This is a genomic window from Shewanella sp. NIFS-20-20 (genome assembly GCF_019209865.1).
In the GTDB taxonomy this organism is placed as follows: Bacteria; Pseudomonadota; Gammaproteobacteria; order Enterobacterales; family Shewanellaceae; genus Shewanella.
Genome location: NZ_JAHUTT010000012.1, coordinates 53,914 through 79,819, shown reverse-complemented (window position 1 = coordinate 79,819; position 25,906 = coordinate 53,914). Strand labels below are relative to the sequence as shown.

Below are 25,906 nucleotides of genomic sequence, written 5' to 3'. Positions count from 1 at the left end.
CGCTCAGTGACTTGTTTAACAGCTTCTATTTTGAACTCATCTGGATATCGTTTTCCGCGCATGTAACACCTCATATTTTTGGTTAAGTATAACTCTATGAAGTGTCTACTGTTCTAGGGGCTTACCAGTACCTATTTGACACGTCATGTTAACTCCCGCCATGATATTGAACAGTTGCAAGCTTTCTGCGTCTATTTTAGAGACTTCACGGCTAGAACTGACGATGACACTGAATCTCATCGCCGCATTGTTTTTAGTCATTTTTCCAAGCCAAAACCCGGAACTGCCAACTAATTTTCGGGTTTTTATCTACGTCTTTTGCTAAAATCCTTGGCAAATTTGTAGTGACAAAATTGGCATTAACACTCTTTTTGGCAGTACGTTAGGTTTTACTATTAAAGGCAGGCTATGACCGTTCTTCTAATGACACCCCCGATGACTCAATTAAATACGCCCTACCCGGCAACCGCGTATTTAACGGGTTTTTTACGCTCCCGTGGCTTTGAGGCGGTGCAACGAGATCCTGCGATTGAGCTGTTCCTTGAAATGATGACAGCGCCAGCGTTAGACATTATTCGCCAACACGTAGAAGCTAACTTTGAGCATTTTGAAGACGATGAACTGCCTGAGGTCATTTATCATTTTTTAGCCGAATTTGATCGTTACCAGCTCACGGTAGACAGCGCCATTCGGTTTCTGCAAGGCAAGGACCCGAGCTTAGCGCTACGAATAAACTCTCGTCGCTTTTTACCAGAAGGCCCAGCCTTTGACGCCATTGCTCAGATGGAAGCGGTTTCCGGTGATGTATTACAGACAGCCTTTGGTAATCTAGGGGTTCAAGATAAGGCCAAATATTTAGCGACACTCTATATTAACGATTTATCTGCAGTGATCACTCAGGGCGTTGACCCCTATTTTGAAGTCAGCCGTTATGGCGAGCAATTAGCCGCGGCCAACCCAAGTTTTGATAATCTGTATGAAACCTTGATGGATGAACCCAGCTTTAGTTCGGAAATTCTAGAACAATTGGTTGAACAATATCTCGAAGAAAGCCAGCCAAGCGTCGTGGCCTTAACCGTGCCTTTTCCTGGCAATATGCTGGGGGCATTGCGCATTGCCCAAACCTGTAAAGCCATTAATCCAGAACTACCGATTGTCATCGGGGGGGGCTTTATCAATACCGAGCTAAGAGCGTTAAAAGATCCCCGGGTATTTGAGTTTGTCGACTTTATTTGTCTTGATGATGGTGAACGCCCTTTCATCACCTTACTGGAATATTTACAAGGCCAACGAGGCATAGAAGATTTAGTACGAACTTATTTTCTTGCAGAAAATGAGCAAGGAGACGTTTTTGTTCACTACAATGACAATCCTGAACTGCATGATATTCCTCAATCAGAAGTTGGCGCGCCGATTTACGATGGATTACCTTTGGGTGAATACCTATCATTATGTGAAATGCTCAACCCTATGCATCGAATTTGGAGTGATGGTCGTTGGAATAAGTTGACCATAGCTCATGGTTGCTATTGGCGTAAATGCAGTTTCTGTGATGTTAGCCTTGACTATATAGACAGATACGATGCCGCTAGTGCCGACGTACTTGTTGATAGAGTACAACAGCTTATCGATGAAACAGGGGAAACAGGCTTTCACTTTGTCGATGAAGCTCTGCCGCCAAAATTATTATTTGCCTTTGCCAAACGCTTAATTGAACGTCAGGTTGTGATCAGTTGGTGGGGAAATATCCGATTTGAACGCACCTTTAGCCAAGCCCGCTGTCAATTGCTAGCCGATTCTGGCTGTATTGCGGTTAGTGGTGGCCTTGAAGTGGCGTCGGATAGACTATTAAAACTGATGAAAAAAGGCGTCAGTGTCGAACGAGTAGCGCAAGTCACGAAAGCCTTTAGCGATGCAGGGATCTTGGTCCATGCCTATTTAATGTATGGCTTTCCTACCCAAACCGAGCAAGAAACCATTGACTCATTAGAAATGGTTCGCCAAATGATGCAGTTAGGCTGTTTCCAATCGGCCTATTGGCATCGTTTTGTCGCGACGGTTCACAGCCCTATCGGCATGAACCCTGAACAGTTTGGCATCACTCTTGCTGACAGCCCCGAAATTTTATTTGCACAAAATGATGTCAGTTTTACCGACCCAACCGGAACGGATCATGACATGCTGGGTGAAGGTTTACGCAAAGCAATATATAACTATATGCATGGCATTGGCTTTGAACAGCCGATGAGTTTCTGGTTTAGCCAGAAAGTATCTCGCACTCTGATAAAAAAAGATTTCATTACCAATGCGATTAATACCCATATCGCAATAATGAACGACTAGTGCAACAGCTGTAGTCAAACAAGGTCGCTGGCCAAGTAGTTTTTAATCATACTGAGCAGCTACCTTGTTTATATTTTCACTGTTATATTGTGATTTTTTCGCTCATCGCAGCATAAAATAGCTATACAATCCAATCTTGTAAGTAATTACGCTGCCGAAATTGATTTGGCTGTGCCACGCGCTAAAATTATCGCAGCACCTCGCCCAAGTTTAGTGTACACGTGTACGCCAAAATGATTGTTAAGGCTCAACGTGACTGGTAGACTGAATGAAATTTCATCTGAGACAGTCAATAATGACCAGCAAAATTGAGCCGCTTGCCAGTATCGCTCCTTATTCAACGACTGAAGAATTAGCGAATAGTATCAGCCATGGCATTGGTGTCGTTGCGGGGATCATTGGCACATTGATGATGCTAACCAAGGGCATAGATCACCTTGATCCAACGCAACTCATCGGGGTGATGGCATATGGCGCAAGCATCATACTGTTGTTTCTTTGTTCAACTTTGTATCACAGTGTGTCGAGTCCCCCCCTTAAGAAAAAGCTCAAACTCGCCGATCATTGTGCCATTTATCTACTTATTGCTGGCACTTATACCCCATTGATGATGATTAGTATCAACACCGCGAAAGCCGATGATATTTTGTTGGCAATTTGGGGCTTAGCCATAGCCGGAATTATATTTAAAACTCTATTTATCAATCGATTTGAAAAGTTGAGTTTAGGCTTGTATTTATTGATGGGCTGGTTATGTGTGACCATTATGCCTGAATTGACAGCTGGTATGACTGAACTTGGTTTTGGTTTATTATTGGCTGGCGGTATGTTTTATAGTTTAGGCGTGGTGTTTTACGCCTGTAAACGTATTCCTTTTAATCATGCTATTTGGCATATATTCGTATTGTTGGGCGCGCTGAGTCATTTTCTTTGCGTTTATCTCACTGTTATCTAGCTAAACGTTCACAGCAAACAGGCTAGCGTCATTGGCTATTGTATTGCTCATAGGTGCTTATCAATGCCGCGGCGCTATCGTGCAAAGCTAATTGTTGCAATAGGTTGATCACACATTCTGCTGTGGATAGCCCGCCTTGAATTTGGTTGCGCCTGAGTAAATAACTTGATGGTGCATCGACCATCAGTGGAAACAATGGTGCTCGCTTCAGGTACGGGCTTTGACGCCACATTTTACGGGCCTCTTGCCAAGTAGCGTCGATAATTACCAAAGATTTTAGAGCGCACTCTGATTGGCGTGAAACTGGCAGAGTATCGCTGTGTTGACCTTGGGCCATTTCCGATGCAGGAAATACCAACCGAGCGCGGCCACTGTCTAGATCGGCAATCAGCGCCTGATCTGGCTGCTTGCGTGACCAAATGACTCGCTGACTCATTTGCGGCAACGTCGCTAGTACCCATTGTCCGGTATTGGATAAGCGACTCAACTCGCGCTCATGAGTCAAGAGTATAATATTCACTTAAATTACTTTAGCTTTTTGACTTTTCGTAAAGCCATTTGTTGCTTGAGTTTAGATAAATGCTCGATAAAAATTTTACCCTGTAAATGATCGATTTCATGCTGAAGCACAATCGATAAAAATTCATCGGTATCAATTTCTAATGGTTGACCTTGGCGATCCAGTGCTTTTACTTTAACACGTTCAAAGCGCTTCACTTTTGCATAATAGCCTGGGACAGATAAGCAACCTTCTTCCCCTTCGTATTCACCACTTTGTTCTACAATCTCAGGGTTGATCAACACTAACGGTTGATTACGTTCCTCAGATAAATCGATAACGATGACAGAATGTAAACTTCCGACCTGAGTCGATGCCAGACCAATACCATCTTCAGTTTGGTATAAAGTCTCCAGCATATCGTCAATAAAAGATGATATGGCGTTGACGTCTTTGACTGGTTTCGCCGCTCGTTTAAGACGCTCATCCGGTACACGTAAAATTTCTAACACTGCCATGGTAATTTCTCGCTTGGACTGACTGCTTGCTATATTTGCGCCGCATTATCTATGAAAACACGCCAAATGGCCAAACAGAATCATAGATTGAGGCTATCGATTGTTAGTTTTCACCCAATATCGACGGCTGCTGTGAATAAAAAATAGCGGTTCTTAGCTTAACCTGCTGTAATATCGCTGTTAGTTGCTAATATTCACTATGAAGTTTACTCTGATAAATAATTCGACTTTTTAAGGGGCTGGTGTGTTTTCTGATCCCAAGCAACTCAGCAAAGCTGAACGTATTTGTCGCGTGGTAGAATTAATCCCCTGTGGACAGGTATCTACCTATGGACGGATCGCTGATTATGCAGGACTACCTCGGCGCGCTCGGTTTGTTTCTCAAGCGTTACGCCAAGCAGGCAATGCTAACATCCCATGGCACCGAGTGGTGAATAGCCAAGGTAAGATTGCCCTCGCGGTTGGCTCGACTGAATATTTTAATCAAATTGAACGTTTACGTGCTGAGGCCGTTGTAATCAATACTGGCAGAGTCAATCTCAAGCAATTTCTTTGGCAACCGGACGCCGCCACCCTTATTTTCTCCTTACCTTTTTAGAGGAAGTTTAATCGATGAACGCTTATTTTCTTGTCGGCTTGTCCTTGTTATTGCCTTGTATCAGTCATGCCGAGGCGCCCAATCCAGTGTTGTCACCGCAACAAGCAGAATATCAGGTTAATTATGGTGATATCGAACTCGGTAAAGCTCGATATACTCTCAATCAACCCCAAGGGAACTTGTATCAATATCAATTTGATAGTGCGATTTCATTACTCGGATTAAGTGATGTTCGTACCATTGTCAGCGAGTTTATTGTTGACCCGAATAACCCGCAGCAACTGTTGCCAATCCGCTATTTTCAAGATCGTAGTGGAACTGGGCCTGATTACCAGGAACAAACGGCATTTATTGAAGACTTAGGCAAGATTGTTACGCGCTATAAAGATGACAAAACAACATTTGCTTTTCAGCCGCAAGTCTTTGACCCCATGATGGTGCAATTGCAATTTAGAATGGATTTACAAGCGAATAAATCTGAACTCGACTACCGCATGGTGAAAGAAAATGAAATTGATGACTATCAATTTACAATCATGGGTAAGGAGCGCATGAAAATCGCCAGTGGCACTTATGACACCTTCAAAATTGCAGTGGTAAGAGACAGTAGCAAGCGCCAGACCTTTTTTTGGATGGCGCCGGACTTGGCTTACTTACCCATCAGACTCACTCATTATGAAAAAGGCAGCAAACAACTAGATATCATGCTCCTTAATTACCATTTCACTAATATGGCAACAGTCGCCCAACCGGAATAAGCACCACTGTCCCGGGGATAAAATCGTCCACTGCTCATTATTGGTTAATGGCCTAGTCGCAATCACAGACACCACATCATTCGGTGTGGTTTCTTTGTTAAAGTCTACCATCACATCAGTATCGACCAACCTTGCCTGACCAAAGGGGGCCTTACGGGTGATATAACATAAATTGTTGGTGCAATAACTCATTAAATGTTCGCCCTCAGAGAGCAACATGTTAAACACCCCAAATTGACGGATTTGTTCCGCTAATTCGGCAACGTATTCAAACACCCTTCTCATATCTGTTGGCAGCTGATAACTAAATTTATCCACTAAACGATCTAATATCCAACAAAAGGCTTGCTCACTGTCCGTATTACCAACCGCTGTAAAACGAGTAGATGTAAGCGTTTGCTCATAATCCGTCAGTTGGCCATTATGGGCATAAGTCCAATTTAACCCCCAAAGCTCACGACTAAAAGGATGGGTATTCACCAAACAAACTTCACCGCGATTAGCTTGGCGGATATGACTAATCACCACCTCAGCCTTAATCGGGTAGCGTTTTATCAAGGATGCAATCTCGGACTGGCTACTCGGACAAGCATCTTTGAAGGTGCGACTGCCCTTACCTTCATAAAACGTAATTCCCCAACCGTCTACGTGCGGGCCAGTGACGCCCCCCCGCTCGGCGAGTCCGGTAAAACTGAATACAATATCCGTTGGGACATTGGCACTCATGGCCAACAACTCACACATAAAGTCACCTGTTAAACATATGCTTAATACTATTTTACCTAGCTCTTGAGCTGGTGAAAACAACAAAGTGAAAGCGCAATTTAAACAATTGTTTTAAATTAGCTTGTAAATTTTATAATGAAAGTTTAACTTTTAGGCATGATAGAGGTCAGACCACGAGCTAAACTTGTGATTAAGGCCACCGTTTTATCACACAAGTTATGCTGGCAAATTTAGTCAAAAAGGAGATTGTTGATGACGACACCCATTTGGATCCTAGCGCTTATTGCCGTATTGGGCAGCGCAGCATACCTCAGAGTTTCTCTGAAGTCTGCCACGCTCGCGACTGCGGTAGTATTGATCATGGGTACCAGCCTAGACGTTATAGGCTGGTACACATGGCTTATATTTCTGCTGATCACCCTGCCATTAAATCTAACGTCATTTAGAGAAAGCGTCATCAGCCGGCCATTATTAAAAATGTACCGCGGTATCATGCCTGAAATGTCTCGTACCGAGAAAGAAGCTATCGATGCCGGTACAACGTGGTGGGAGGCCGATTTATTTGCTGGCAACCCTGATTGGAAGAAACTCCATAACTATCCAGTGCCACACCTCTCGGTCGAAGAACAGGCATTTTTAGATGGGCCTGTGGAACAGGTTTGTGCCATGCTCAACCATCATCAAGTGTCGCATCAACTGGCCGATCTCCCCCCTGAAATTTGGCAGTTTTTGAAAGAACATGGCTTCTTCGCCATGATAATTAAGAAGCAATACGGTGGTCTTGAATATTCAGCCTATGCCCAATCACGCGTGTTACAAAAGCTATCAGGCGTCAGTAGTGAATTAGCTTCTACTGTCGGCGTCCCGAATTCGTTAGGCCCCGGTGAGTTACTGCAACACTATGGAACTCAAGAGCAAAAAGATCATTATTTACCACGTCTGGCTAAAGGGGTTGAAATCCCATGTTTTGCCTTAACCAGTCCCGAGGCTGGCAGCGATGCTGGCGCTATCCCAGATGTGGGTATTGTGTGTAAAGGGCAATGGCAAGGTGAAGAAGTGCTCGGCATGCGCTTAACGTGGAACAAACGTTACATCACCTTAGCACCTGTTGCTACGGTATTAGGCTTAGCCGTCAAACTAAAAGATCCCGAGCATTTACTCGGCGATGTGGAAGAACTTGGTATTACATGTGCCTTGATCCCAACGAACACTCCAGGTGTCGAAACCGGCCGTCGCCACTTCCCATTAAACTGTATGTTCATGAATGGCCCGACACGCGGTAACGATGTCTTCGTACCATTGGATTACATCATTGGTGGCCCAAGCATGGCCGGTCAAGGGTGGCGTATGCTGGTTGAATGCTTATCTGTTGGTCGAGGCATTACCTTACCCTCGAATTCAACCGGTGGGGTAAAGACCATGGCATTAGCCACTGGTGCTTACGCACGTATTCGTCGTCAATTTAAACTGCCGATTGGCAAACTCGAAGGCATTGAAGAACCAATGGCCCGAATTGGCGGTAACGCTTACCTGATGGACGGGGTCACCAGCTTAACCACCACTGGCATCGATTTGGGAGAAAAACCATCGGTCATCTCCGCCATTGTCAAATATCACTTAACTGACAGAATGCAACGCTCAATCATTGATGCCATGGATATTCATGGTGGTAAAGGGGTTTGTCTTGGTCCCAATAACTATTTAGGCAGAGGCTACCAAGCCGCTCCTATTGCCATTACGGTAGAAGGCGCCAACATTTTAACCCGTTCAATGATTATCTACGGTCAAGGTGCTATCCGCTGCCACCCTTATGTACTCGCCGAAATGGATGCTGCCTTTAATCCTGATACCCAGCAGGGCCTCAGTGATTTTGATGCCGCAATCTTTGGGCATATTGGCTTTACTATTAGTAACTTAGTTCGAAGTGTCTGGTTTGGACTCACCTCGTCACGTTTTAGCGAGAGCCCGTATAAGGATCACACTAAGCGCTACTATCAACATCTCAATCGCCTCAGTGCGAATATGGCATTGTTAAGTGATTTAGCCATGGCAACCCTTGGCGGCAATTTGAAGCGTAAAGAGCGGATTTCAGCGCGTTTAGGCGACATCTTGAGTCAAATGTACTTAGCCAGTGCGGCGTTAAAGCGTTATCAAGACGAAGGTCGTCAACGTCAAGATTTGCCACTGCTGCAATGGTCTGTTGAGGACGCATTATTTAAGGCTCAAACCGCTTTGGATGAATTACTCGACAATTTCCCTTCTGGTCTAGGATGGGTGTTAAGACCATTACTGCTGCCATTTGGTCGCCCATTTAAACGCCCGAGTGATACTTTAGATCATAAAGTTGCCATGATAATGCAAACGCCCAGTGCCACCCGTGATCGCCTCGGTGCTGGCCAATTTTGGCAAAACTGTGATAACAATGCCGTCGGTATCCAAGAGCAAACTCTGCTGGATATTCTCGCCGCAGAGCCTTTATATGAAAAAGTATGTCAAGCAATTGGCACAAAATTGCCATTCATGTGGCTGGATAAGATAGCCGCTGAAGGTCAAGCCTTAGGTGTGCTTAATGAGCATGAAGTCGCTCTGCTTGAGCGCGCCGAAATCGGCCGGATGAAGTCTATCAATGTCGATGACTTCAACCCGCTTGAGTTAACGGCGAATAACCTTAGCAAGCAAGCCGCCCATCAAGCCGCGTAACATGCAAAGCAGGTTAAATGCCGACGTTAAGTCGGCATTTTTTTGGCTGGAACTAAACTGATTAATTCCGCATTATGTAAATGAGTTAACTCGCCCTCGTTGTCAGCGAGCACCAGTTGCAACTGACCCTCTTGTACATAACACAGCGGAATCGCATTGGCGTTATGTTGTTCACAAAATTGCTCAAAGGTAAAAGTCTCGGTGATGGTGGTCGCTTTGACTTGCCAACCTTGAGCCATCAGCGATGCCAATTTGGCATAACTCATGGATTGCCCAAATAGTAAGGTTTTGTGCTTTTGGGCCTGGGCATGTCGACCTGTTGAAATATCTTGCAGCGCAAGCTCAAACACTTTGGCGCCCCATAAATCCCGATAAAAGACACTGACACCAGGATTTAATTGCCGATAAGGTGAGATGATCAGCAAACGGCCAATACCCGCTAATTGCAAATAATTTTGCGCATGCTCTGAACTCGGGTTGCCAAAATAAACACTGAGATTGTCCATCCGAGCTAATCGAATATTATCCCAGTTAGTGTCCGCTAAAATGACTTTGAAATCTCGATTGGTCAATACTTTAGCTAGCTCGCGACTCAAGGCTCCTGCACCAAAAATCAATAAACCTTGCGGCTTCCCTTGGGTGACTCCTAATTTTTTTGCCCACCAAGAAGCCGTGAGACTTTGAATAACCACGGTACCAATAATGATCATAAACACCAGCGGTACCAGTTTGTCGGCATCTGCCATATCAATTTGCTGTAATTTGATCGCAAATAATGACGACACCGCCGCCGCGACAATCCCGCGCGGCGCCATCCAGCTCAGAAACCACTTATCATTTCGACTTAAGCGGGTGTTAGCTGCACTGAGCCATACACTTATTGGTCTGGCGATGAGCATCACGACCGCAAGCACCCCCACACCACCAAAACCGAGTGACACCATAGCATCTGAATTTAGCCGACCTGCGAGTAAGATGAATAATGCCGAAATCAATAATACTGTTAGGGTTTCTTTAAACTCGATGATGTCATCAATTTCAACCCCGCGCATATTAGCAAGCCACACCCCCATGACGGTGACAGTCAGTAATCCAGATTCATCTTGTAATTGATTAGACAGCACATAAGCTGCCAACATTAAGATCAAGACTGCAGAGTTTTTTAAATACAGGGGTAACCAACGACCGCGGATCATCAAACCGATGACAAATCCAGCCAGAGACCCTAGGCCAAGCCCCATCACTATGGTCGAGCTAAAAGCGATAAGCACATGGGAGGCTGGATCCGCCGCTGACACTATGTATTCGTAAACGAGCACCGCTAATAGCGCACCTAAAGGATCGATAAGGATCCCCTCCCAGCGTAAAATATGGCTGAGTTCAGCTTTAGGTTTTATGCTCCTCAACATGGGGACAATCACCGTCGGCCCGGTCACTACCACTAAGGCACCGAATAAGCAGCTCAAGCCCAAAGAAAAATCCATAAAGATGTAGCATGCTAATGAGGTCAATACCCAAGTCACCAACATCCCAAGACTGACGAGGCGACTCACCATACGCCCATGTTCTTTAATATCTTTAAAGTTAAGGGTTAAAGAACCTTCAAATAAGATAATTGCGACGCCTAAAGAAATTAATGGAAACAGTAAATCACCAAAGATGGCATCGGGATCAATCACGCCTAAGCCAGGTCCAAATAATAACCCAGTCAACAGCAAGGGTAATATTGCTGGGATCCGCAAACGCCAACCTATGTATTGACAGAGCAGTGAAAGAACACCAATTAATGCCAAGCTTCCAGTAACAGTTAACGCCATATCCTTGCCTTGTTATTTTCGACATTATCTGTTTATACATTAGGCTATTTTCGTTGTTGTACAACAAAAATATTGAATCAAAGCAGGCGTTTTACTGAGACAACATCAGGTAGGAGTGATAACAAGTTGGGTGATTAAAGGCGAGCTTTATGCCCCTTCGCCATGGACGAAGGAGCATCGAGGGATCAGAGAATCCGCTTAAGTAAAAAATCGGCTTTGACACGATTGATTCGAGTCATGAGGGTTTTAACCGGTGCCGGATATTCTGCCACGGTATCTATCTGGCTATAGTGATATAAGCGTTCAGTGTGGGTTAAAATAAACGCTTGCTCCTGCTCAAATTGTTCAGCCCAAGCACCTGACTCATCGGTTAATAACAAACCGTTTTCTAAGTCTAACGCCCATGCTCTAGGGTTAAGGTTAGAACCTGTCAGTAAATGACGCTTATTATCGACACTGACCCCCTTTAAATGGAAACTATTATCGTCATGCTTCCAGATATGGATATTGAGCAAACCCTTATCAATCGCCCATTGTTGTTTGCGGACAAACTTACGTAATGATTGTTCATATAAATACGGAACACCACCGATAGTATTGAACGGTTTATCAGGTGAAATATAGAAATCATTCGCCGTTTTATCACCCACCACAATATCTAAGCGTTTGCCTTTGCGTAAATGCTTATTGAGCGCGCGCACTAAGGCCAATGGAGGGTTAAAGTATGGCGTACAAATAAACGCAGACTCTTGACATTGATCAACCATGGCTAAAATAGCCCGGTTTAGTTGGTTGTTCTTACGACCAAGACCAATGAGTGGCGTCACTCTATTGCCATCTTTGTGCTTATGAAAGTGATACTTGGCCACGGCCAAACGCTTCTTAAAGTTGCGTATTTCAACCTTCGCTGGCAATACTTCATTTTCGGGTTGTTGACTCAGGCTTGAGACGGCTGGATCATCCGCTAAATGTGTCACCATAAGCTGGCGCATGCTGCTGGCAAGTTCTGACGACTCGATAATGTAGTAGCGGTCAAAACGGTAACGTTCGAACTGCTGCAAATAGATATTGTTTAAACTCGCACCACTATAAAGCACGGTATTATCAATCACGAAACCTTTAAGATGCAGCACTCCCATAAATTCACGGGTTTTTACCGGAACGCCAAGTATTTCAATTGGATGAGCGGCTTCTTGGTTGACTTTGCGATACAGTAAATAGTTTCCGCTATCCCCTTTGTGGCCAATTAGCCCGCGACGCGCACGATGAAAATCCACAAACACCTTGATATCTAAGGCCGGATTTTGTTGTTTCGCAGCCATTAATGCCGAAAGGATTTCTCGGCCTGCTTCATCGTCTTCAAGATACAGCGCGGCTAGATAAATAGAATGCGACGCGGATGCGATTCGTTGCAATAACTCCGCTTTAAAACGCGCAGGTTCTAGTAACCATGTTAAAGATTCTGGCTCGAGCCTAATCCCACCAAGCTTATTCAGCAAGGCTTCCTCCTTAAACAAAACATATACGGCAAATGTAGCGACAACTGAATCGATGTCGGATAATTTTCACGCAATTGCCAATATAAACAATAAGGTGAGAAATTACCGACTTAGTCAGTCTTGGGCAAGCCTTTTCGACTTAAACGCAGATAAATGCCTAAAGTTCGGCATCATATCAGCAAAATTGGGGACATAAAATCCTATCGCCCTTAGTTAAACAGATTTAATATAGGCGTCTCTAGGCTCTGATTGCAGTGATTGCTAGAATGAAGTCTTCTTCTTGTGGGAGTTTTTTGATGATTAAATCTGTATTGTTCACCTTGCTGTTAACCTTAGGGGCTGCTTATGGCCTGTTTCATTTTAAGTTACAGTTAGGTCTGTTTATCATACCCATTTTCATGATGCTTGTTATGCTCGTAACCTTTACTTTATACCGCCTGCTCGAACCTAAACATCAAGCGAACGATCAATGAAGTCATGGCGTCTTGGGGTTGGCTTGAGTTTATGGCTCGGAGTCTGCCAAGCGAATGACAGTGCCAAATTGGCAGAACTAGTCGAAGCAAGCTCCAGCCCAAGTTCAATCTCCTCTGTATGGTTGCAGACGCCTAGTGAAACCCATGAATTTTATTCGCAGCGCTTGATGACGCCAGCCAGTCTGCAAAAGTTGTTAGTGGCAAGCGCCGCATTATTGGAATTAGGCGCTGATTTTCGCTTTATCACCGAACTTAGTATCACTGGGAAGATTATCGATGGACAACTCCATGGTAATGTCATCCTCAATTACAGCGGCGATCCGACACTCAGCCAAGCTGACTTATCTCAATTACTCCAAGCCTTGCTTACCCTTGGGATTAGCCGTATAGAAGGTGATATTCTCTTAGCTCATCAGGGGACTCACCTGCCTAAATACCAAGATGAACATGGCATTGGCTGGATTTGGGATGAGCTTGGGATTTGTTATGCCGCCCCTATGAGCGTGTATACGATTAATCACAATTGCCAACGAGCCAGCCTAAAGCAGAATAACGCTAGCAGCCAAATAGTCGCCCAAGGCCCTGAGCTGATGCAATTAACCAGCTCAGCCCGTTTTACTGATGACCCGCATTGTCAATTACGGCTTGAGCCTGTGGCGGCCAACCACGCTGAGATCACCGGATGTATTGATCGTACCGCGCCCTTACCATTAGCCATAGCGATTGACACGCCTGCCCTTGCCAATCAAAGCTACATTTCCCACTGGTTAAGCCAACACCAGATAGCGCTTAAAGGAGCCATCTTAACTAACATCAATTCATTTGATAGTAGCGAGAGCGTGCCCCTCAAAAAACATCAATCTCCTCCCCTGAGCTCGTTACTGGAAGAGGTATTATTGAAATCAGATAATTTGATTGCAGATGCATTATTTAAGCGATTAGGTCAGCAACATTTTCATGAATGGAGTTTTACGGCTGGAGCACGCGCTATGGTCAGCATACTGCAACAACAAGGAGTGACACTGCCAGGCGCCACGATTATTGATGGCTCGGGATTATCACGTTATAACCAATTAAGCGCTCAACATCTTGGGCAAGTGTTAACACTGATCGCCAAGCAACCGCGACTCCATCTTATCAAACAGCGCTTACCTGTAGCTGGCGTTAGCGGCACCTTGCGCCACAAACCAGGATTTAATGCAGGGAGTTTACACTCCCAAGTAAAGGCCAAGACGGGCTCGATGAGCGGGGTTAATAATGTTGCCGGATATATGGCAACCCCGAACGGTGAATACAGTTTCGTTATTTTAGAGAATGGTCTTGTTAGCCGCGACGCCATTGGCATAGCACATCTCGCAGAAGCTAACACACTGCCACTGGCACCCAGACTATTAACAACACTGCAAGAACACGCAGCGTTGCACTAGTTATCGCCATTGAGCCGAGTGTTAATAAGGCCATTAACGCTCGGCTCAACGGTAATGATGCTTAGCTAAGGGCTTAAAACCACTCCTCTAACGGCGCCATGACGCAATCGCTACCCGCATTGACTTGACTAAGGTGGTAATCAGATTTCGCTAATAGCTTTTCCATATAAAAATTAGCAACCGCTTGTTTTCTTTTATAAAAACCTTCCGGTTCTCCCTGTGCCATCGCACTCATTTTTATCCAATAATAGCCATAGATTGCATAGCCAAAGGCATCGAGAAAGTCCACGGCCACGGCATTGATCAAGTTAGGCTGAGTCAGTTTATGCTGATTAAGTTGGGCAGCACTGTCGACTAATGCCATTAATCGTTGTCCGACAGCCTTTATGTGCTGTGGGTTAGTGGCGGGTAATTCTCGTAATTCTGCGAGAAGCTCTTCGACAAACTCAGTCAGTGTGTCTAAGTTATCCCCAAGTACCTTACGTCCAAGAAAATCAAGTGCTTGGATGCCGTTGGTTCCTTCATAAATTTGCGCTATTCGGGTATCACGAACTAATTGTTCAATTCCGGTTTCACGGATATAACCATGACCACCAAACACTTGTTGGGCCATGATGGTCATATCTAAACCGCGATCCGTTAAGAAAGCCTTAGCCACCGGCGTCAGCAAACCAACATATCGACTGGCCTTGAGCCGTTGCGACTCACTATCACTGTATTTAGCCAAATCTAATTGTTGGCCGGTATGAAGGGCTAACGCGCGGCCAGCTTCTGTTAAACTGGCAATGGTTAATAACATACGACGGACATCGCCATGGACAATAATAGAGGCTGCTTGTTCGGCATTACCGGCCGCTTGCCCTTGCTTGCGCTCTTTGGCGTACGTGGTAGCCATTTGATAGGCCGCTTGAGAACTACCCAGCCCCTGGATCCCTATGGCTAAACGTTCATAGTTCATCATGGTAAACATACACACTAGGCCGCGATTTGCCTTACCAATTAAGAACCCACGCGCATTGTCATAATTCATGACACAAGTCGCGGATCCTTTCAGTCCCATTTTGTGCTCAATTGAACCGACAGTTACCCCATTAGCATTGCCTAAGCTCTGATCGTCATTAACGCTGTATTTAGGGACGAGAAAGAGTGATATTCCGCTGGAATTAGGGAGTTTTGCCAGCACTAAGTGAATGACGTTTTCAGTCAAATCATGATCGCCACCGGTAATAAAAATTTTACTGCCAGTGAGCAGATAACTGCCATCATCTAGGGGTTCAGCGCGGGTGCGGATATTACGCAAATCAGAGCCAGCTTGTGGTTCGGTCATATCCATGGCGCCAGACCATTCTCCTGAATACAGTTTAGGTAAATAACGTTGCTTTAATTCGTCACTTCCATGGGCATTAATACATAACGCTGCGCCTGCTGTCAGAGAGTTATACAGGGTAAATGCATTGCAGGCACCATAGCCCATTTCATCAACCAGTAATCCCAACATTTTAGGCATGCCCATGCCACCATATTGTGGATCACCACAAAGACCAATCCAGCCACCTTCAACGAACTGTTGATACACTTGGGTGTAGCCAGTAGGTGTCGTGACTTGGCCATCGTTAAAACCAACACCTTGCTCATCGCCGGCGCGGTTTAATGGATACACGAGCTCAGAGCTCATAGTGGCTGATTCATCGAGAATGGCTGCTGCTGTATCCATATCAATATTATCTTTAAATGCCGATATCTCAGCCCATGTTTGGCTGGCATTGAATACTTTGTCTAACAAGAAACGCATTTCGTCTATCGGAGCTTTATATGGATACATAGCTGATTCTCAAACAAATAAATTTAAACACCTGTTTAATTTAACTGCAAAATGGCAACAAATAAAGCTTTCTGTGTCACTAGCGTGCAGATTTACCGGCGTGGACTCGTTTAACCGACAAAATTAATGAACAGATATTGAGCATGTAATCAAAATGAATTACATTGAGCCATGTAACTTTTAATGATTACTCGATGATATGAAACCCTTTGCTGTCATTACTGGCGATCTTGAACATTCCCGGCGCTATGCTGGTAATGATTTACAGATGGTATTACAACGTCTTGAACAATTATTGATCTCAATAAAGGGGCGCTATGGCTGTGATTTTGTCATGTTTCGTGGTGACAGTTTCCAAATGGCGATTCCTGATGTGACCGTCAGTGCCGAGATCTGCCTCAGTATTCGTTTATGGCTAAAGAACGCCAATAAACCACTGACGGCAGACGCCAGACTCGCTGTAGGCATGGGAGTTGGTAAGATCACCTACCCCATCGAACAATCCAACAGCGAAGCATTTATTCTATCAGGCCAAGGCCTTGATCATATGAAACCGGCAAAACTGGCTTGGTTTTGTTCAGATGATCAATTCCAACAACGAACCCAGTTGCTCACTCGATTTGCTGATGCTCACCTCAGCCAACTCACGGCGCGACAATCGATGGTACTTTGGCATTATTTAGCCGCCACAGATAAGGCGCATCAATCACTCGCGGACCAATTATCTACCTCAAGAGTTAATATAACTCAGGTGCTTAATGCCGCAGGGTACGATCTCATCGAAAGTTATCAAGCACATATGCAACACGAATTAGCACGGTGGGCAAGTCATGATTGAACCTCCCCACATCTTGCTGTTGGTGCAGCTACTTGGATATATATTCGCTGAATTTTATCTCATTCCCAGCATGAATAAACAGCCAGGCACTCCCCTGGCTGTCCGCGTTAGCACCAGTTTGACACATGGTTTATTACAGCTGTTCATCTTGAGTTGTTTCAGCCAGCTGTGGACACAAATTATCGGCCTCAGTGTGATCATAACCGTGTGTATATATCTGATAAATTGGATACTAAACACGGGAAAACTAACCCCATGGCGTTTCGCTTTCAAGCACATTATCGTTGCTACGCTGATCGCATATTGCTGGTACCAAATGGTGCCAAATTACGCACTTTGGCACGAATTTCAATCCTTATTGTCCAGCCAACTGCTGTTAATTATTGGCGGATATTTATTAGTGCTAGCACCCGCCGGCATTGTGGTCGGCCTCGTGCTGGATAAATGGGACGGGGTGTTTCAGCAGAGTCATCAGAGTTTAGCCAATGCAGGCAAGTCCATCGGCATACTTGAGCGGTTATTGATACTGACTTTTATTCTTATCGGGCAATGGTCTGGGGTAGGATTTTTATTGGCTGCCAAATCAATTTTTCGTTTCGGCGACTTACGGCAAAGCAAGGATCGCAAGATGACAGAGTATGTCATGCTTGGATCCTTAACCAGCTTTGCCACAGCAATTTTCATTGGGATTGCTGTTAATGCAGCGATAAGCTAAGCCGCATTACCACATTAAATCATCTGGGATGACATAATCGGCATAAGGGTCATCCTCTTCAACAATCTCTTGGGTGTTGTTTTCAAGCGTCCATAAATAGCCGCACCACTCAGGCACCAACAATTGCACACGCTCCGCCAGTTTGTGAGGAACTAAATAACTGCTGTCTTCGTATCTAATGATACCTAACTGACCACGTAACAGAGATTGCTGTATGTTTTCAGTAAGATATAGTGAGTAAATTTTATTGGCTAAGGTGTAGTTAAACTTAACCTCACCGTGAGAAGGAATCGCCAATGCCGTGCGCGTAAACTCTGTAATCAAACTTCTGACTTGCCCTTTCGCTTGCGCCTCAGCAAAACGCTGTTCGTTAAGCGCTTTATCTTTAGCGGCTTGAGCCAGTTTTTGATCCGCAATTTGTTGTTTCAATGCCGCGCTACCGTCATCGACTTTCGCTTTCTTTTGACGACGTTGCTGTGTTTTCACATCGCGCGCTTTTTGTTTGCTGGCGAGACCAGCTTTCAATAGCTGTTCTTGTAACGCATTTGCCATGATAAAACCTTACATAAAAAATAGATTAACGTGAAACCTTGGCCAATTCAGCCATGGCCATCCCCGCCCCACCTAACGACCAGCCGCCATCGACAGGTAACACCACCCCTGTAATATAGGAGGCCAGATCCGAGGCTAAAAATAGTGCAGCGTTAGCAATGTCATGACATTGTCCATTACGACCAAGAGGGACGCTCTTGGCGACGCGCTGTTGTAGCTCAGCACTCGGTGCCAAGCGCTTAAATCCTTCCGTATTGGCAATTGGGCCGGGCACAATTGAATTCACCCGGATCCCTTCAGTGCCCCATTCCATAGCAAGTGTACGGGTCAACATATCCACCCCAGCCTTCGCCGCACATACATGCGCTTGCATCGACATCGGTAAAAAGGCTTGTGGCGCTGAAATTTGGATGATGGCGCTGGGCCGTGTCAATAATGGATAAGCTTGCTTAACCACATGAAAACTCCCCAGTAAATCAATATCAATCACTGATTTGAAGCCATTTTCTGATAGTTCAGTGACGCGCGCGGGAAAATTACCTGCAGCGCCACTGATCAGTACATCAATCTGGTGGAATTGATCGCGAATAAGTGCAAAACCAGCAGCCACAGCTGCGGTATCTCTCACATCAAAACAGGCCCCTAAATGATGACCTTGCGGATGTTGAGCTTGTAACAGTGCCACCGCTGCGCTGACCTTCTCTGGATTACGGCTTGCAACCGCGACATCGGCTCCCGCGGCAGCAAACGCCAAGGCAATTTGCAGATTAATGCCACTGGTACCACCTATCACTACCACCTTTTTAGCGCTGTAATCCATTGAAGCATGCATCATCAATCCTTAGTCTTTGAACAGGCTGTTCCTAGTAATAAGGAATAATTTAGCATAGCCGCAAAAAAAATCAGTTTTTATATAATGAATGATGAATTTGCTCTAACGCCTGTAACGGATTGACTGCTTGAGTAATAGGTCGACCAATCACTAAGAAATCTGAGCCCGCGCTGAGGGCTTGCGATGGCGTCATCACTCGATGTTGATCCCCTTTGTCACTCCCTTCAGGGCGAATACCTGGGGTTATTAGTTTAAAGTGGTCGCCTAATTCAGCCCGCAACATCCCAGCTTCTTGAGCCGAGCACACCACACCATTTAAACCAGCGGTTTGAGTTAATTTAGCCAGACGCAAAACATGCTCTCTAGCAGTAACATTAATGCCCATCAAGGCTAAATCTTCATCACTGCTAGAGGTTAATACCGTTACAGCAATCAAAAGAGGCGCATTATCGCCAAAGGGCAATAACGCTTGGCGCGCCGCTTTCATCATTGCTAAACCACCACTGGCGTGAACATTGGTCATCCAGACGCCGAGCTCAGCCGTCGCCGCAACGGCTTTAGCGACGGTATTTGGAATATCATGAAATTTAAGATCTAAGAATAAATCAAAGCCGCGGTCATGAATATCCTTGACTAGCTGTGGTCCAAACAAGGTAAACATTTCTTTGCCAACTTTGAGTCGGCACATTTCAGGGTCTAACTTATCAATCAAGCTTAAAGCGGCATGTTTATTATCATAATCAAGTGCCACCACAATAGGCTTACCAGTCATTATCTCTCCAAACGTTTTACTTGTGGGTTATTCGCCATCCAGCCCCTTGATGCGAGTAATGCTGCCCCAATTTTTACATGATGGACAGTGCCAATATAACGCATGAGAGGGGAAACCACATTCTCGGCAACGAAAGGATGGTCGGGTTTTAATCTGTTGCTCTACTAATTGAGCTAATAAGCCTAAGCTTTGCTTGGCTTGGCCGTGTTCAGCTTGCTGCAAATGAATTTGCATCAAGTGTTGGAAACCTTTCATGGTGGGATGCAAGTACAAGGTATCGAGCACCAACTTTTCAGCGTGTTCTAAATCACCCTGTTCCTCTAGCCACTGAGCTAATGCTATCACTGCAGTCGCACCAGCCCCCTTGTTGGTCGCCTGTAATAACACCTCATAAAAGCCGTCGTTGTCGTTGCTCGACGTATAGACATCACGTGCTAAAGGCAATGCATCAGTGAATAACATCACGTCAGCATTCAATAGTTGTAATAACGCCTGTTTACATTGACGCAATTGGCCTTGTTGATGATACCAGCGCGCTAATGTGATTAAGGCGCGGCCACAAAGCTCATCTTGTTTAATCGCTAAATTAAGGCATTTGACCTTCTTATCCCCATCAAGGTGCTCTTCAGCAAGCTCACAATAAAAATGTGCCAGTATGGGTTTTAATGCCTGCTGGCGCTTGCGCGACAACTTGCGAGTCACATCGATGGCTTTTTGCCATTCTTTGGTGATTTGATAAATTTCAATTAGCAGGGTTTCGGCTTCTTCGCTGTGATCGTCTTGACTGACTAGCTTTAAGAATATCTCCTCAGCGCGATCATAAAAACCCGCGGCATGATAATCTTTACCCAGCTCCATCATCGCTAAGTCTTGCTGATCTTGGGGTAAGTGCGGGCGCGCAATTAGGTTTTGGTGAATGCGAATTGCGCGATCCACCTCGCCACGCTTACGGAACAAGGAGCCGAGGGACAAATGCGTATCTATGGTGTCATCATCGACATCTAACATGCTGATAAATAGATCAACGGCTTTATCAGACTCGTTGGAAAGTAGAAAATTTAACCCGGTAAAATAATCATGACTGAGCTTTTTGTGTTGCTGTTGTTCATTTTGCCTAAGGTTACGCCGCCCCATGTACCATCCATAAGCTGCAGCAATTGGCAAAAGTAGAAATAACAGCTCTAGCATATCAACCTTGTTTTTCCGTGCTAATCAAAGCGTCTGTGTTAGCGACAGGCTTAGCTACTGCCAGTTGTGTTTCTAACTGTACCACCTGTTTACGTAAGCGGCGGATCACCAACTTATGCTTGGCGAGATGATAGAAAGCTAACAACCAACTGATCATAAATCCTAATAGAAATACGCAGGCAAGAACAACCGGAAGACGAAACTCTCCTTGAGCAACGAAATAGCTAATATTGACCATTTGGTCATTACGAGCACCGAAGAATAATGCCAAGATAAATAATACAGCAATAATGACAGCAATGAGGAATGACTTCACGCTAGGCTCCTGAACGTGTTTCAATATTTTGATTATCCAAGAAATTGATCGCTGTGACTAGCGATCCAAAGCAATAGATATAAAAAAGCCTCCAAAAAGGAGGCTTTTTAAATAATCAGTGATTATGAGTGAGGTGCATCAACACGCTCACGCAACTCTTTGCCGGGCTTAAAGTGCGGTACATACTTGCCATCCAATTCGACAGAAGTCCCTGTCTTAGGATTACGACCAATACGCGGCGCACGATAATGAAGCGAAAAACTACCAAAACCACGGATCTCAATACGATCCCCGCTTTCAAGCGTTGAAGCCATTTGCTCCAGCATCTCTTTAATGGCACTTTCAACTTCTTTAGCCGACAGTTGCGACTGCCTGCTGGCAAGTTTTTCGATCAGTTCGGATTTTGTCATCCTAGCTACCCCTATTATCAAGCCAATTACAGTCGCCCAACGGGAGTAATACTACTCCCGAACCACAGGCGATTATTTACGAGCTGCTTTGAAAGCTTCAGCCATAGCATTACTAATAACAGCGTCATCTTGTTTATTCAAGTTTGCCATTACTTCTTTTTCTTCAGCTTCGTCTTTCGCTTTGATAGACAGGCTGATGGTGCGGTTCTTGCGATCCACTCCCATGAACTTGGCTTCAACAGCTTGACCTACTGCAAATTCCACAGAAGCATCTTCGATACGTTCACGAGAAATGTCAGCTACACGGATGTAACCTTCAACAGAATCGGCCAATTCAACAGTCACACCTTTAGCGTCAACAGCAGTAACGGTACCGTGAACGATAACGCCTTTCTTCTTGTCAGCTAAGTATGCATTGAATGGATCGTCTTCAGTTTGCTTAACGCCCAGGCTAATACGCTCGCGCTCAGGATCAACAGACAGAACCACTGCAGTGATTTCGTCGCCTTTCTTGTATTCGCTAACTGCGTCTTCGCCAGTACCGTTCCAAGTAATGTCAGACAGGTGAACCAGACCATCGATACCACCGTCAAGACCGATGAAGATACCGAAGTCAGTGATTGACTTGATCTTACCAGTTACTTTATCGCCTTTAGCGAAACGGTTTGCGAAATCATCCCATGGGTTAGTCTTACACTGCTTCAGACCCAGAGAAATACGACGACGCTCTTCATCGATGTCCAGAACCAGAACTTCAACTTCATCACCTAAGTTAACAACTTTAGATGGGTGGATGTTCTTGTTGGTCCAATCCATTTCAGAAACGTGTACCAGACCTTCAACGCCTTCTTCGATTTCTACGAAGCAGCCATAGTCAGTCAGGTTAGTCACACGGCCTTTCAGCTTAGTGCTTTCTGGGTAACGCTTGCTGATTTCCAACCATGGGTCTTCACCCAGTTGCTTCAGACCCAGAGAAACACGAGTGCGCTCACGATCGTACTTCAGTACTTTAACATTGATTTCATCACCAACGTTTACAATCTCAGATGGGTGCTTAACACGCTTCCAAGCCATATCGGTGATGTGCAACAGACCGTCAACACCGCCTAAGTCTACGAATGCACCGTAGTCAGTCAGGTTCTTAACGATACCCTTAACAGCTTGACCTTCTTGCAGGTTTTCAAGCAGAGCATCACGCTCAGCGCTGCTTTCAGATTCGATAACTGCACGACGAGAAACAACAACGTTGTTGCGCTTCTGATCCAGCTTGATTACCTTGAATTCCAGCTCTTTGTTTTCCAGGTGAGCAGTATCACGTACTGGACGGACGTCAACCAGAGAACCAGGCAGGAACGCACGGATACCGTTTAATTCAACGGTGAAACCGCCTTTAACTTTACCATTGATGATACCGATAACAGTTTCAGCATCTTCATAGGCTTTTTCCAGAACGATCCAAGCTTCATGGCGCTTAGCTTTTTCACGAGACAGTTGAGTCTCACCAAAGCCATCTTCAACGCTGTCCAGAGCTACATCAACTTCGTCGCCTACAGCGATTTCCAGTTCACCCTGTGCGTTTTTGAATTGCTCAGCTGGGATTGGGCTTTCAGATTTCAGGCCCGCGTCAACCAGTACCATGCCGTTCTTGATAGATACTACAGTACCACGAACGATAGAGCCTGGACGGAATTCCAGTTGTTGAAGGGATTGTTCAAACAGATCAGCAAAAGATTCAGTCATGTTTAATTAACTTTAAGTAATAAACCACGAGTCAACCATGAACGTGGAGTCAGTAAAATAATTCATCAAATCCTTATGATGAATACCTCTGATACGCGTTATTAAATACGCGTACCAGATAATTTGTCGATAATGTGTTTGATCGCAATATCTAACACAGCATCAATACCTAAACCGGTAGTATCGATAACCAACGCATCTTCTGCGGGTACTAACGGTGCTACAGAACGATTCATATCGCGCTCATCACGCTCTATAATCTCTGCCAAAAGGCGATCAATATTACCATCGAAGCCTTTGTCCTGCAACTGATTATAGCGTCTACGCGCCCGTTCTTCCGCTGAGGCAGTTAAAAATATTTTTGCGGGAGATTCTGGAAAAACAACAGTCCCCATATCTCGGCCATCAGCCACTAGGCCTGGCGAGCTTCTAAACGCACGCTGGCGGCGTAATAGTGCTTCACGAACTCTTGGGAATGCGGCCACTTTGGACGCTGAATTAGAGCACTCTTGAGTGCGGATATCATTTGTTACGTCTTCGCCTTCCAGCACCACTTTGATGCTTTCATCGTTGTGACCGGTCTGGAATTGCACATCAAGATGCGCGGCTAATAAAGTAAGAGACTCTTCATTGTCGAGTTCTACATTGTGATGCAAAGCAGCAAGGGCTAACACCCGGTAAATCGCACCACTGTCAAGTAAATGCCAACCTAAACGCTTGGCTAATAAATGACAAATCGTACCTTTACCTGCACCACTCGGCCCGTCTACTGTGACTACAGGAGCCTGTTCTGACATATAATCCTCCAATTTTCATCACCCCTTCCCTGGTTGACTCATGCGGCTAGAGATAATCCCTGAAATGAGCGCGCAGCATTATATACCAGTTGACCACAAAAGATTGGCTAAATTTCAAAATCAAGACACAAATGATCATTAATTCTGCTGTCGGCGTCGCAAAACATCCATGTCACTAATCGCCAACGCTACCCCCCATCCACGCTGTGTCGGCTAATTAGCCGTCAACCGACTAAATTCTTGGAAGTACTGGGGGAAGGTTTTAGAAGTGCATTCAGGATCGTTTATGGTAATTCCTTCCTTGGCAAAACTCAGTAACGAAAAGCACATGGCCATACGGTGGTCATTGTAGGTATCTATCGCAGCAGTATGGATAATTGCAGGTGGTGTAATGCAAATATAATCTTGCCCTTCTTCTACCTGCGCGCCGACCTTTCTTAATTCGCATGCCATTGCCGCAAGACGATCGGTTTCTTTAATACGCCAATTGTAAATATTACGTAGGCAAGTGGTACCCGTAGCAAATAACGCCGTGGTCGCTAAGGTCATGGCCGCATCGGGTATATGGTTCATATCCATATCGATGGCATGCAAGTTAGCCCGCCGAGCGATGATGTAATCATCGCCCCATTCGATGTCAGCGCCCATGGCCGCCAACGCGTCTGCAAATTTGATATCACCTTGAATGGAGTGACGTCCAATACCGGTGACCTTAACCGCAGGGCCGGCAATGGCACCCGCTGCTAAAAAATAAGACGCCGATGAGGCATCACCTTCCACTAACACTTGTCCCGGTGAGCGATATCCTTGATCGGCTGCAATTGCAAAATGTTGATAGTCCTGATTATCAACATACACCCCAAATTTAGCCATTAAATCCAAGGTTATATCTATGTAAGGCTTGGACACCAATTCGCCAGAAATTTGGATATTTACCGCCCCTTTCGCCAGCGGTGCCACCATAAGTAATGCGGTGAGAAATTGGCTAGACAAACTGCCATCAATGCTGACATCACCACCATTTAACCCGGTCGCATTGATAGTGATCGGCGGGAATCCTTGCTGTTTGAGATAGCGAATATCGGCGCCAAGCGCTCGCAGGGCATCAACCAAATCGCCAATCGGGCGCTCTTCCATGCGCGGTTCACCCTCAAGAGTAAACTGGCCTTGGCCTAACGTCAGTGCCGCGCATAGCGGCCGCATCGCAGTACCGGCATTGCCTAAGAATAATTGCAGGGGCTGCTGACTATTAAGGGTGCCGCCAAGCCCCTCTATTTCGCAGACCGTATTATTCTCACTTAAACGGTAGTTTACCCCAAGTTGCTTAAGGGCATTGAGCATATGCCGGATATCATCAGAGTCGAGTAAATTGGTCAGCCGAGTGGTCCCCGTGGCTAAGGTGGCCAACAACAAAGCACGATTAGAAATACTCTTTGAGCCAGGAATGTTGATTTCACCACTAATGGCATGCACAGGGGATAAAAAAAGTTGATTCATCAGGCACTCTTCTACATACATAATGCTTAAACAGCATTGAGCAAATTATAACAGCGAGGGTTAATGACTGAGCGTCAAGCAATCGTGACAATTAAACCTAACCAAGTGTCTATA

Annotated in this window: 25 protein-coding genes; 9 read left to right on the top strand and 16 right to left on the bottom strand. The window is 45.2% G+C overall.

The window, feature by feature from the left end; translation table 11 throughout:
* Nucleotides 1–105: 105 nt before the first annotated feature.
* On the bottom strand, nucleotides 106–261 hold the full coding sequence (locus KU855_RS06210; RefSeq protein ID WP_218529436.1) for a hypothetical protein: 156 nt from the start codon (nucleotides 259–261) through the stop codon (nucleotides 106–108).
* Between the two features lie 147 nt (nucleotides 262–408).
* Between KU855_RS06210 and KU855_RS06205 the strand changes: the two genes are divergently transcribed.
* Together KU855_RS06205 and KU855_RS06200 are read left to right on the top strand one after the other, a co-directional pair.
* The gene (locus tag KU855_RS06205; protein ID WP_218529435.1) at nucleotides 409–2,343 is read left to right on the top strand and encodes a radical SAM protein; all 1,935 of its coding nucleotides are present in this window, start codon (nucleotides 409–411) and stop codon (nucleotides 2,341–2,343) included.
* A 295-nt stretch (nucleotides 2,344–2,638) separates the two neighbouring features.
* A complete protein-coding gene (locus KU855_RS06200) occupies nucleotides 2,639–3,298 on the top strand; it encodes a hemolysin III family protein (RefSeq protein WP_218529434.1) in 660 nt (219 codons plus the stop codon).
* Nucleotides 3,299–3,326: 28 nt separating this feature from the next.
* On the opposite strand, the gene KU855_RS06195 is transcribed toward KU855_RS06200, so the two are convergent.
* Together KU855_RS06195 and def are read right to left on the bottom strand one after the other, a co-directional pair.
* Entirely contained in the window at nucleotides 3,327–3,818 is a 492-nt protein-coding gene (locus KU855_RS06195) for a tRNA-uridine aminocarboxypropyltransferase (RefSeq protein ID WP_218529433.1), read from the bottom strand.
* Nucleotides 3,819–3,823: 5 nt separating this feature from the next.
* Nucleotides 3,824–4,315, bottom strand: coding sequence for a peptide deformylase (gene def / locus KU855_RS06190; RefSeq protein WP_218529432.1), 492 nt, complete (start codon nucleotides 4,313–4,315; stop codon nucleotides 3,824–3,826).
* Between the two features lie 244 nt (nucleotides 4,316–4,559).
* Between def and KU855_RS06185 the strand changes: the two genes are divergently transcribed.
* Together KU855_RS06185 and KU855_RS06180 are read left to right on the top strand one after the other, a co-directional pair.
* Nucleotides 4,560–4,913 (top strand): MGMT family protein, encoded by a 354-nt coding sequence (locus KU855_RS06185; RefSeq protein ID WP_218529431.1) that lies wholly within the window; start codon nucleotides 4,560–4,562, stop codon nucleotides 4,911–4,913.
* A 14-nt stretch (nucleotides 4,914–4,927) separates the two neighbouring features.
* Complete coding sequence (locus KU855_RS06180) at nucleotides 4,928–5,671, top strand: DUF3108 domain-containing protein (RefSeq protein ID WP_218529430.1); 744 nt, start codon at nucleotides 4,928–4,930, stop codon at nucleotides 5,669–5,671.
* On the opposite strand, the gene KU855_RS06175 is transcribed toward KU855_RS06180, so the two are convergent.
* Nucleotides 5,609–6,415: a class II glutamine amidotransferase gene (locus KU855_RS06175; RefSeq protein WP_218529429.1), complete on the bottom strand. Its 807-nt coding sequence runs from the start codon at nucleotides 6,413–6,415 to the stop codon at nucleotides 5,609–5,611. The two genes, KU855_RS06180 and KU855_RS06175, sit on opposite strands and share 63 nt — an antisense overlap.
* 234 nt (nucleotides 6,416–6,649) lie before the next feature.
* Between KU855_RS06175 and fadE the strand changes: the two genes are divergently transcribed.
* Nucleotides 6,650–9,097, top strand: coding sequence for an acyl-CoA dehydrogenase FadE (gene fadE / locus KU855_RS06170; RefSeq protein ID WP_218529428.1), 2,448 nt, complete (start codon nucleotides 6,650–6,652; stop codon nucleotides 9,095–9,097).
* A gap of 26 nt (nucleotides 9,098–9,123) precedes the next feature.
* Here fadE and KU855_RS06165 read toward each other — a convergent pair whose 3' ends face one another.
* Nucleotides 9,124–10,914: a sodium:proton antiporter gene (locus KU855_RS06165; protein ID WP_218529427.1), complete on the bottom strand. Its 1,791-nt coding sequence runs from the start codon at nucleotides 10,912–10,914 to the stop codon at nucleotides 9,124–9,126.
* 185 nt (nucleotides 10,915–11,099) lie between these two features.
* The gene (gene pssA, locus KU855_RS06160; RefSeq protein WP_218529426.1) at nucleotides 11,100–12,413 is read right to left on the bottom strand and encodes a CDP-diacylglycerol--serine O-phosphatidyltransferase; all 1,314 of its coding nucleotides are present in this window, start codon (nucleotides 12,411–12,413) and stop codon (nucleotides 11,100–11,102) included.
* 296 nt (nucleotides 12,414–12,709) lie between these two features.
* On the opposite strand from pssA, the gene KU855_RS06155 reads away from it, so the two are divergent.
* Both KU855_RS06155 and dacB read left to right on the top strand, forming a co-directional pair.
* Nucleotides 12,710–12,886: a hypothetical protein gene (locus tag KU855_RS06155; RefSeq protein ID WP_218529425.1), complete on the top strand. Its 177-nt coding sequence runs from the start codon at nucleotides 12,710–12,712 to the stop codon at nucleotides 12,884–12,886.
* Nucleotides 12,883–14,313 carry a D-alanyl-D-alanine carboxypeptidase/D-alanyl-D-alanine-endopeptidase gene (dacB, locus tag KU855_RS06150; protein ID WP_218529424.1) on the top strand — a complete coding sequence of 477 codons (1,431 nt, stop codon included), beginning with the start codon at nucleotides 12,883–12,885 and terminating at the stop codon, nucleotides 14,311–14,313. Before KU855_RS06155 ends, dacB begins: the two co-directional genes overlap by 4 nt.
* A gap of 73 nt (nucleotides 14,314–14,386) precedes the next feature.
* Here dacB and KU855_RS06145 read toward each other — a convergent pair whose 3' ends face one another.
* Nucleotides 14,387–16,135 carry an acyl-CoA dehydrogenase family protein gene (locus KU855_RS06145; protein ID WP_218529423.1) on the bottom strand — a complete coding sequence of 583 codons (1,749 nt, stop codon included), beginning with the start codon at nucleotides 16,133–16,135 and terminating at the stop codon, nucleotides 14,387–14,389.
* A 199-nt stretch (nucleotides 16,136–16,334) separates the two neighbouring features.
* Here KU855_RS06145 and KU855_RS06140 point away from each other — a divergent pair, with 199 nt between their 5' ends.
* Together KU855_RS06140 and KU855_RS06135 are read left to right on the top strand one after the other, a co-directional pair.
* On the top strand, nucleotides 16,335–16,973 hold the full coding sequence (locus tag KU855_RS06140; RefSeq protein ID WP_218529422.1) for a hypothetical protein: 639 nt from the start codon (nucleotides 16,335–16,337) through the stop codon (nucleotides 16,971–16,973).
* Nucleotides 16,974–17,289: 316 nt separating this feature from the next.
* Nucleotides 17,290–17,688, top strand: coding sequence for a hypothetical protein (locus KU855_RS06135; protein ID WP_218529421.1), 399 nt, complete (start codon nucleotides 17,290–17,292; stop codon nucleotides 17,686–17,688).
* Nucleotides 17,689–17,694: 6 nt separating this feature from the next.
* On the opposite strand, the gene KU855_RS06130 is transcribed toward KU855_RS06135, so the two are convergent.
* The 9 genes from KU855_RS06130 to aroA all read right to left on the bottom strand — a co-directional run bounded on the left by KU855_RS06130 (nucleotide 17,695) and on the right by aroA (nucleotide 25,792).
* On the bottom strand, nucleotides 17,695–18,240 hold the full coding sequence (locus KU855_RS06130; RefSeq protein ID WP_218529420.1) for a DUF2058 domain-containing protein: 546 nt from the start codon (nucleotides 18,238–18,240) through the stop codon (nucleotides 17,695–17,697).
* 25 nt (nucleotides 18,241–18,265) lie between these two features.
* Complete coding sequence (locus tag KU855_RS06125) at nucleotides 18,266–19,075, bottom strand: SDR family oxidoreductase (protein ID WP_218529419.1); 810 nt, start codon at nucleotides 19,073–19,075, stop codon at nucleotides 18,266–18,268.
* 67 nt (nucleotides 19,076–19,142) lie between these two features.
* Nucleotides 19,143–19,844 (bottom strand): orotidine-5'-phosphate decarboxylase, encoded by a 702-nt coding sequence (gene pyrF / locus KU855_RS06120; RefSeq protein ID WP_218529418.1) that lies wholly within the window; start codon nucleotides 19,842–19,844, stop codon nucleotides 19,143–19,145.
* Between the two features lie 27 nt (nucleotides 19,845–19,871).
* Complete coding sequence (lapB, locus tag KU855_RS06115) at nucleotides 19,872–21,032, bottom strand: lipopolysaccharide assembly protein LapB (protein WP_218529417.1); 1,161 nt, start codon at nucleotides 21,030–21,032, stop codon at nucleotides 19,872–19,874.
* 1 nt (nucleotide 21,033) lies between these two features.
* Nucleotides 21,034–21,348 carry a lipopolysaccharide assembly protein LapA domain-containing protein gene (locus tag KU855_RS06110; RefSeq protein WP_218529416.1) on the bottom strand — a complete coding sequence of 105 codons (315 nt, stop codon included), beginning with the start codon at nucleotides 21,346–21,348 and terminating at the stop codon, nucleotides 21,034–21,036.
* A gap of 122 nt (nucleotides 21,349–21,470) precedes the next feature.
* Nucleotides 21,471–21,758, bottom strand: a complete 288-nt coding sequence (ihfB, locus tag KU855_RS06105) for an integration host factor subunit beta (RefSeq protein ID WP_218529415.1) — start codon at nucleotides 21,756–21,758, stop codon at nucleotides 21,471–21,473.
* Nucleotides 21,759–21,830: 72 nt separating this feature from the next.
* A complete protein-coding gene (rpsA, locus tag KU855_RS06100) occupies nucleotides 21,831–23,498 on the bottom strand; it encodes a 30S ribosomal protein S1 (protein ID WP_218529414.1) in 1,668 nt (555 codons plus the stop codon).
* 101 nt (nucleotides 23,499–23,599) lie between these two features.
* A complete protein-coding gene (gene cmk, locus KU855_RS06095; RefSeq protein ID WP_218529413.1) occupies nucleotides 23,600–24,295 on the bottom strand; it encodes a (d)CMP kinase in 696 nt (231 codons plus the stop codon).
* Between the two features lie 213 nt (nucleotides 24,296–24,508).
* Nucleotides 24,509–25,792: a 3-phosphoshikimate 1-carboxyvinyltransferase gene (aroA, locus tag KU855_RS06090; RefSeq protein ID WP_218529412.1), complete on the bottom strand. Its 1,284-nt coding sequence runs from the start codon at nucleotides 25,790–25,792 to the stop codon at nucleotides 24,509–24,511.
* Nucleotides 25,793–25,906: the final 114 nt, after the last annotated feature.

Bases quoted from the DNA above. Each gene is read 5' to 3' on its own strand.
- KU855_RS06125 (WP_218529419.1), bottom strand. From the start codon at position 19,075: ATGATGCATGCTTCAATGGATTACAGCGCTAAAAAGGTGGTAGTGATA.
- lapB (WP_218529417.1), bottom strand. From the start codon at position 21,032: ATGCTAGAGCTGTTATTTCTACTTTTGCCAATTGCTGCAGCTTATGGA.
- KU855_RS06140 (WP_218529422.1), top strand. From the start codon at position 16,335: ATGAAACCCTTTGCTGTCATTACTGGCGATCTTGAACATTCCCGGCGC.
- KU855_RS06200 (WP_218529434.1), top strand. From the start codon at position 2,639: ATGACCAGCAAAATTGAGCCGCTTGCCAGTATCGCTCCTTATTCAACG.
- KU855_RS06165 (WP_218529427.1), bottom strand. From the start codon at position 10,914: ATGGCGTTAACTGTTACTGGAAGCTTGGCATTAATTGGTGTTCTTTCA.
- aroA (WP_218529412.1), bottom strand. From the start codon at position 25,792: ATGAATCAACTTTTTTTATCCCCTGTGCATGCCATTAGTGGTGAAATC.
- KU855_RS06145 (WP_218529423.1), bottom strand. From the start codon at position 16,135: ATGTATCCATATAAAGCTCCGATAGACGAAATGCGTTTCTTGTTAGAC.
- cmk (WP_218529413.1), bottom strand. From the start codon at position 24,295: ATGTCAGAACAGGCTCCTGTAGTCACAGTAGACGGGCCGAGTGGTGCA.
- KU855_RS06135 (WP_218529421.1), top strand. From the start codon at position 17,290: ATGGTGCCAAATTACGCACTTTGGCACGAATTTCAATCCTTATTGTCC.
- dacB (WP_218529424.1), top strand. From the start codon at position 12,883: ATGAAGTCATGGCGTCTTGGGGTTGGCTTGAGTTTATGGCTCGGAGTC.
- KU855_RS06205 (WP_218529435.1), top strand. From the start codon at position 409: ATGACCGTTCTTCTAATGACACCCCCGATGACTCAATTAAATACGCCC.
- def (WP_218529432.1), bottom strand. From the start codon at position 4,315: ATGGCAGTGTTAGAAATTTTACGTGTACCGGATGAGCGTCTTAAACGA.
- KU855_RS06210 (WP_218529436.1), bottom strand. From the start codon at position 261: ATGACTAAAAACAATGCGGCGATGAGATTCAGTGTCATCGTCAGTTCT.
- fadE (WP_218529428.1), top strand. From the start codon at position 6,650: ATGACGACACCCATTTGGATCCTAGCGCTTATTGCCGTATTGGGCAGC.
- rpsA (WP_218529414.1), bottom strand. From the start codon at position 23,498: ATGACTGAATCTTTTGCTGATCTGTTTGAACAATCCCTTCAACAACTG.
- KU855_RS06130 (WP_218529420.1), bottom strand. From the start codon at position 18,240: ATGGCAAATGCGTTACAAGAACAGCTATTGAAAGCTGGTCTCGCCAGC.
- KU855_RS06180 (WP_218529430.1), top strand. From the start codon at position 4,928: ATGAACGCTTATTTTCTTGTCGGCTTGTCCTTGTTATTGCCTTGTATC.
- KU855_RS06155 (WP_218529425.1), top strand. From the start codon at position 12,710: ATGATTAAATCTGTATTGTTCACCTTGCTGTTAACCTTAGGGGCTGCT.
- KU855_RS06175 (WP_218529429.1), bottom strand. From the start codon at position 6,415: ATGTGTGAGTTGTTGGCCATGAGTGCCAATGTCCCAACGGATATTGTA.
- pyrF (WP_218529418.1), bottom strand. From the start codon at position 19,844: ATGACTGGTAAGCCTATTGTGGTGGCACTTGATTATGATAATAAACAT.
- ihfB (WP_218529415.1), bottom strand. From the start codon at position 21,758: ATGACAAAATCCGAACTGATCGAAAAACTTGCCAGCAGGCAGTCGCAA.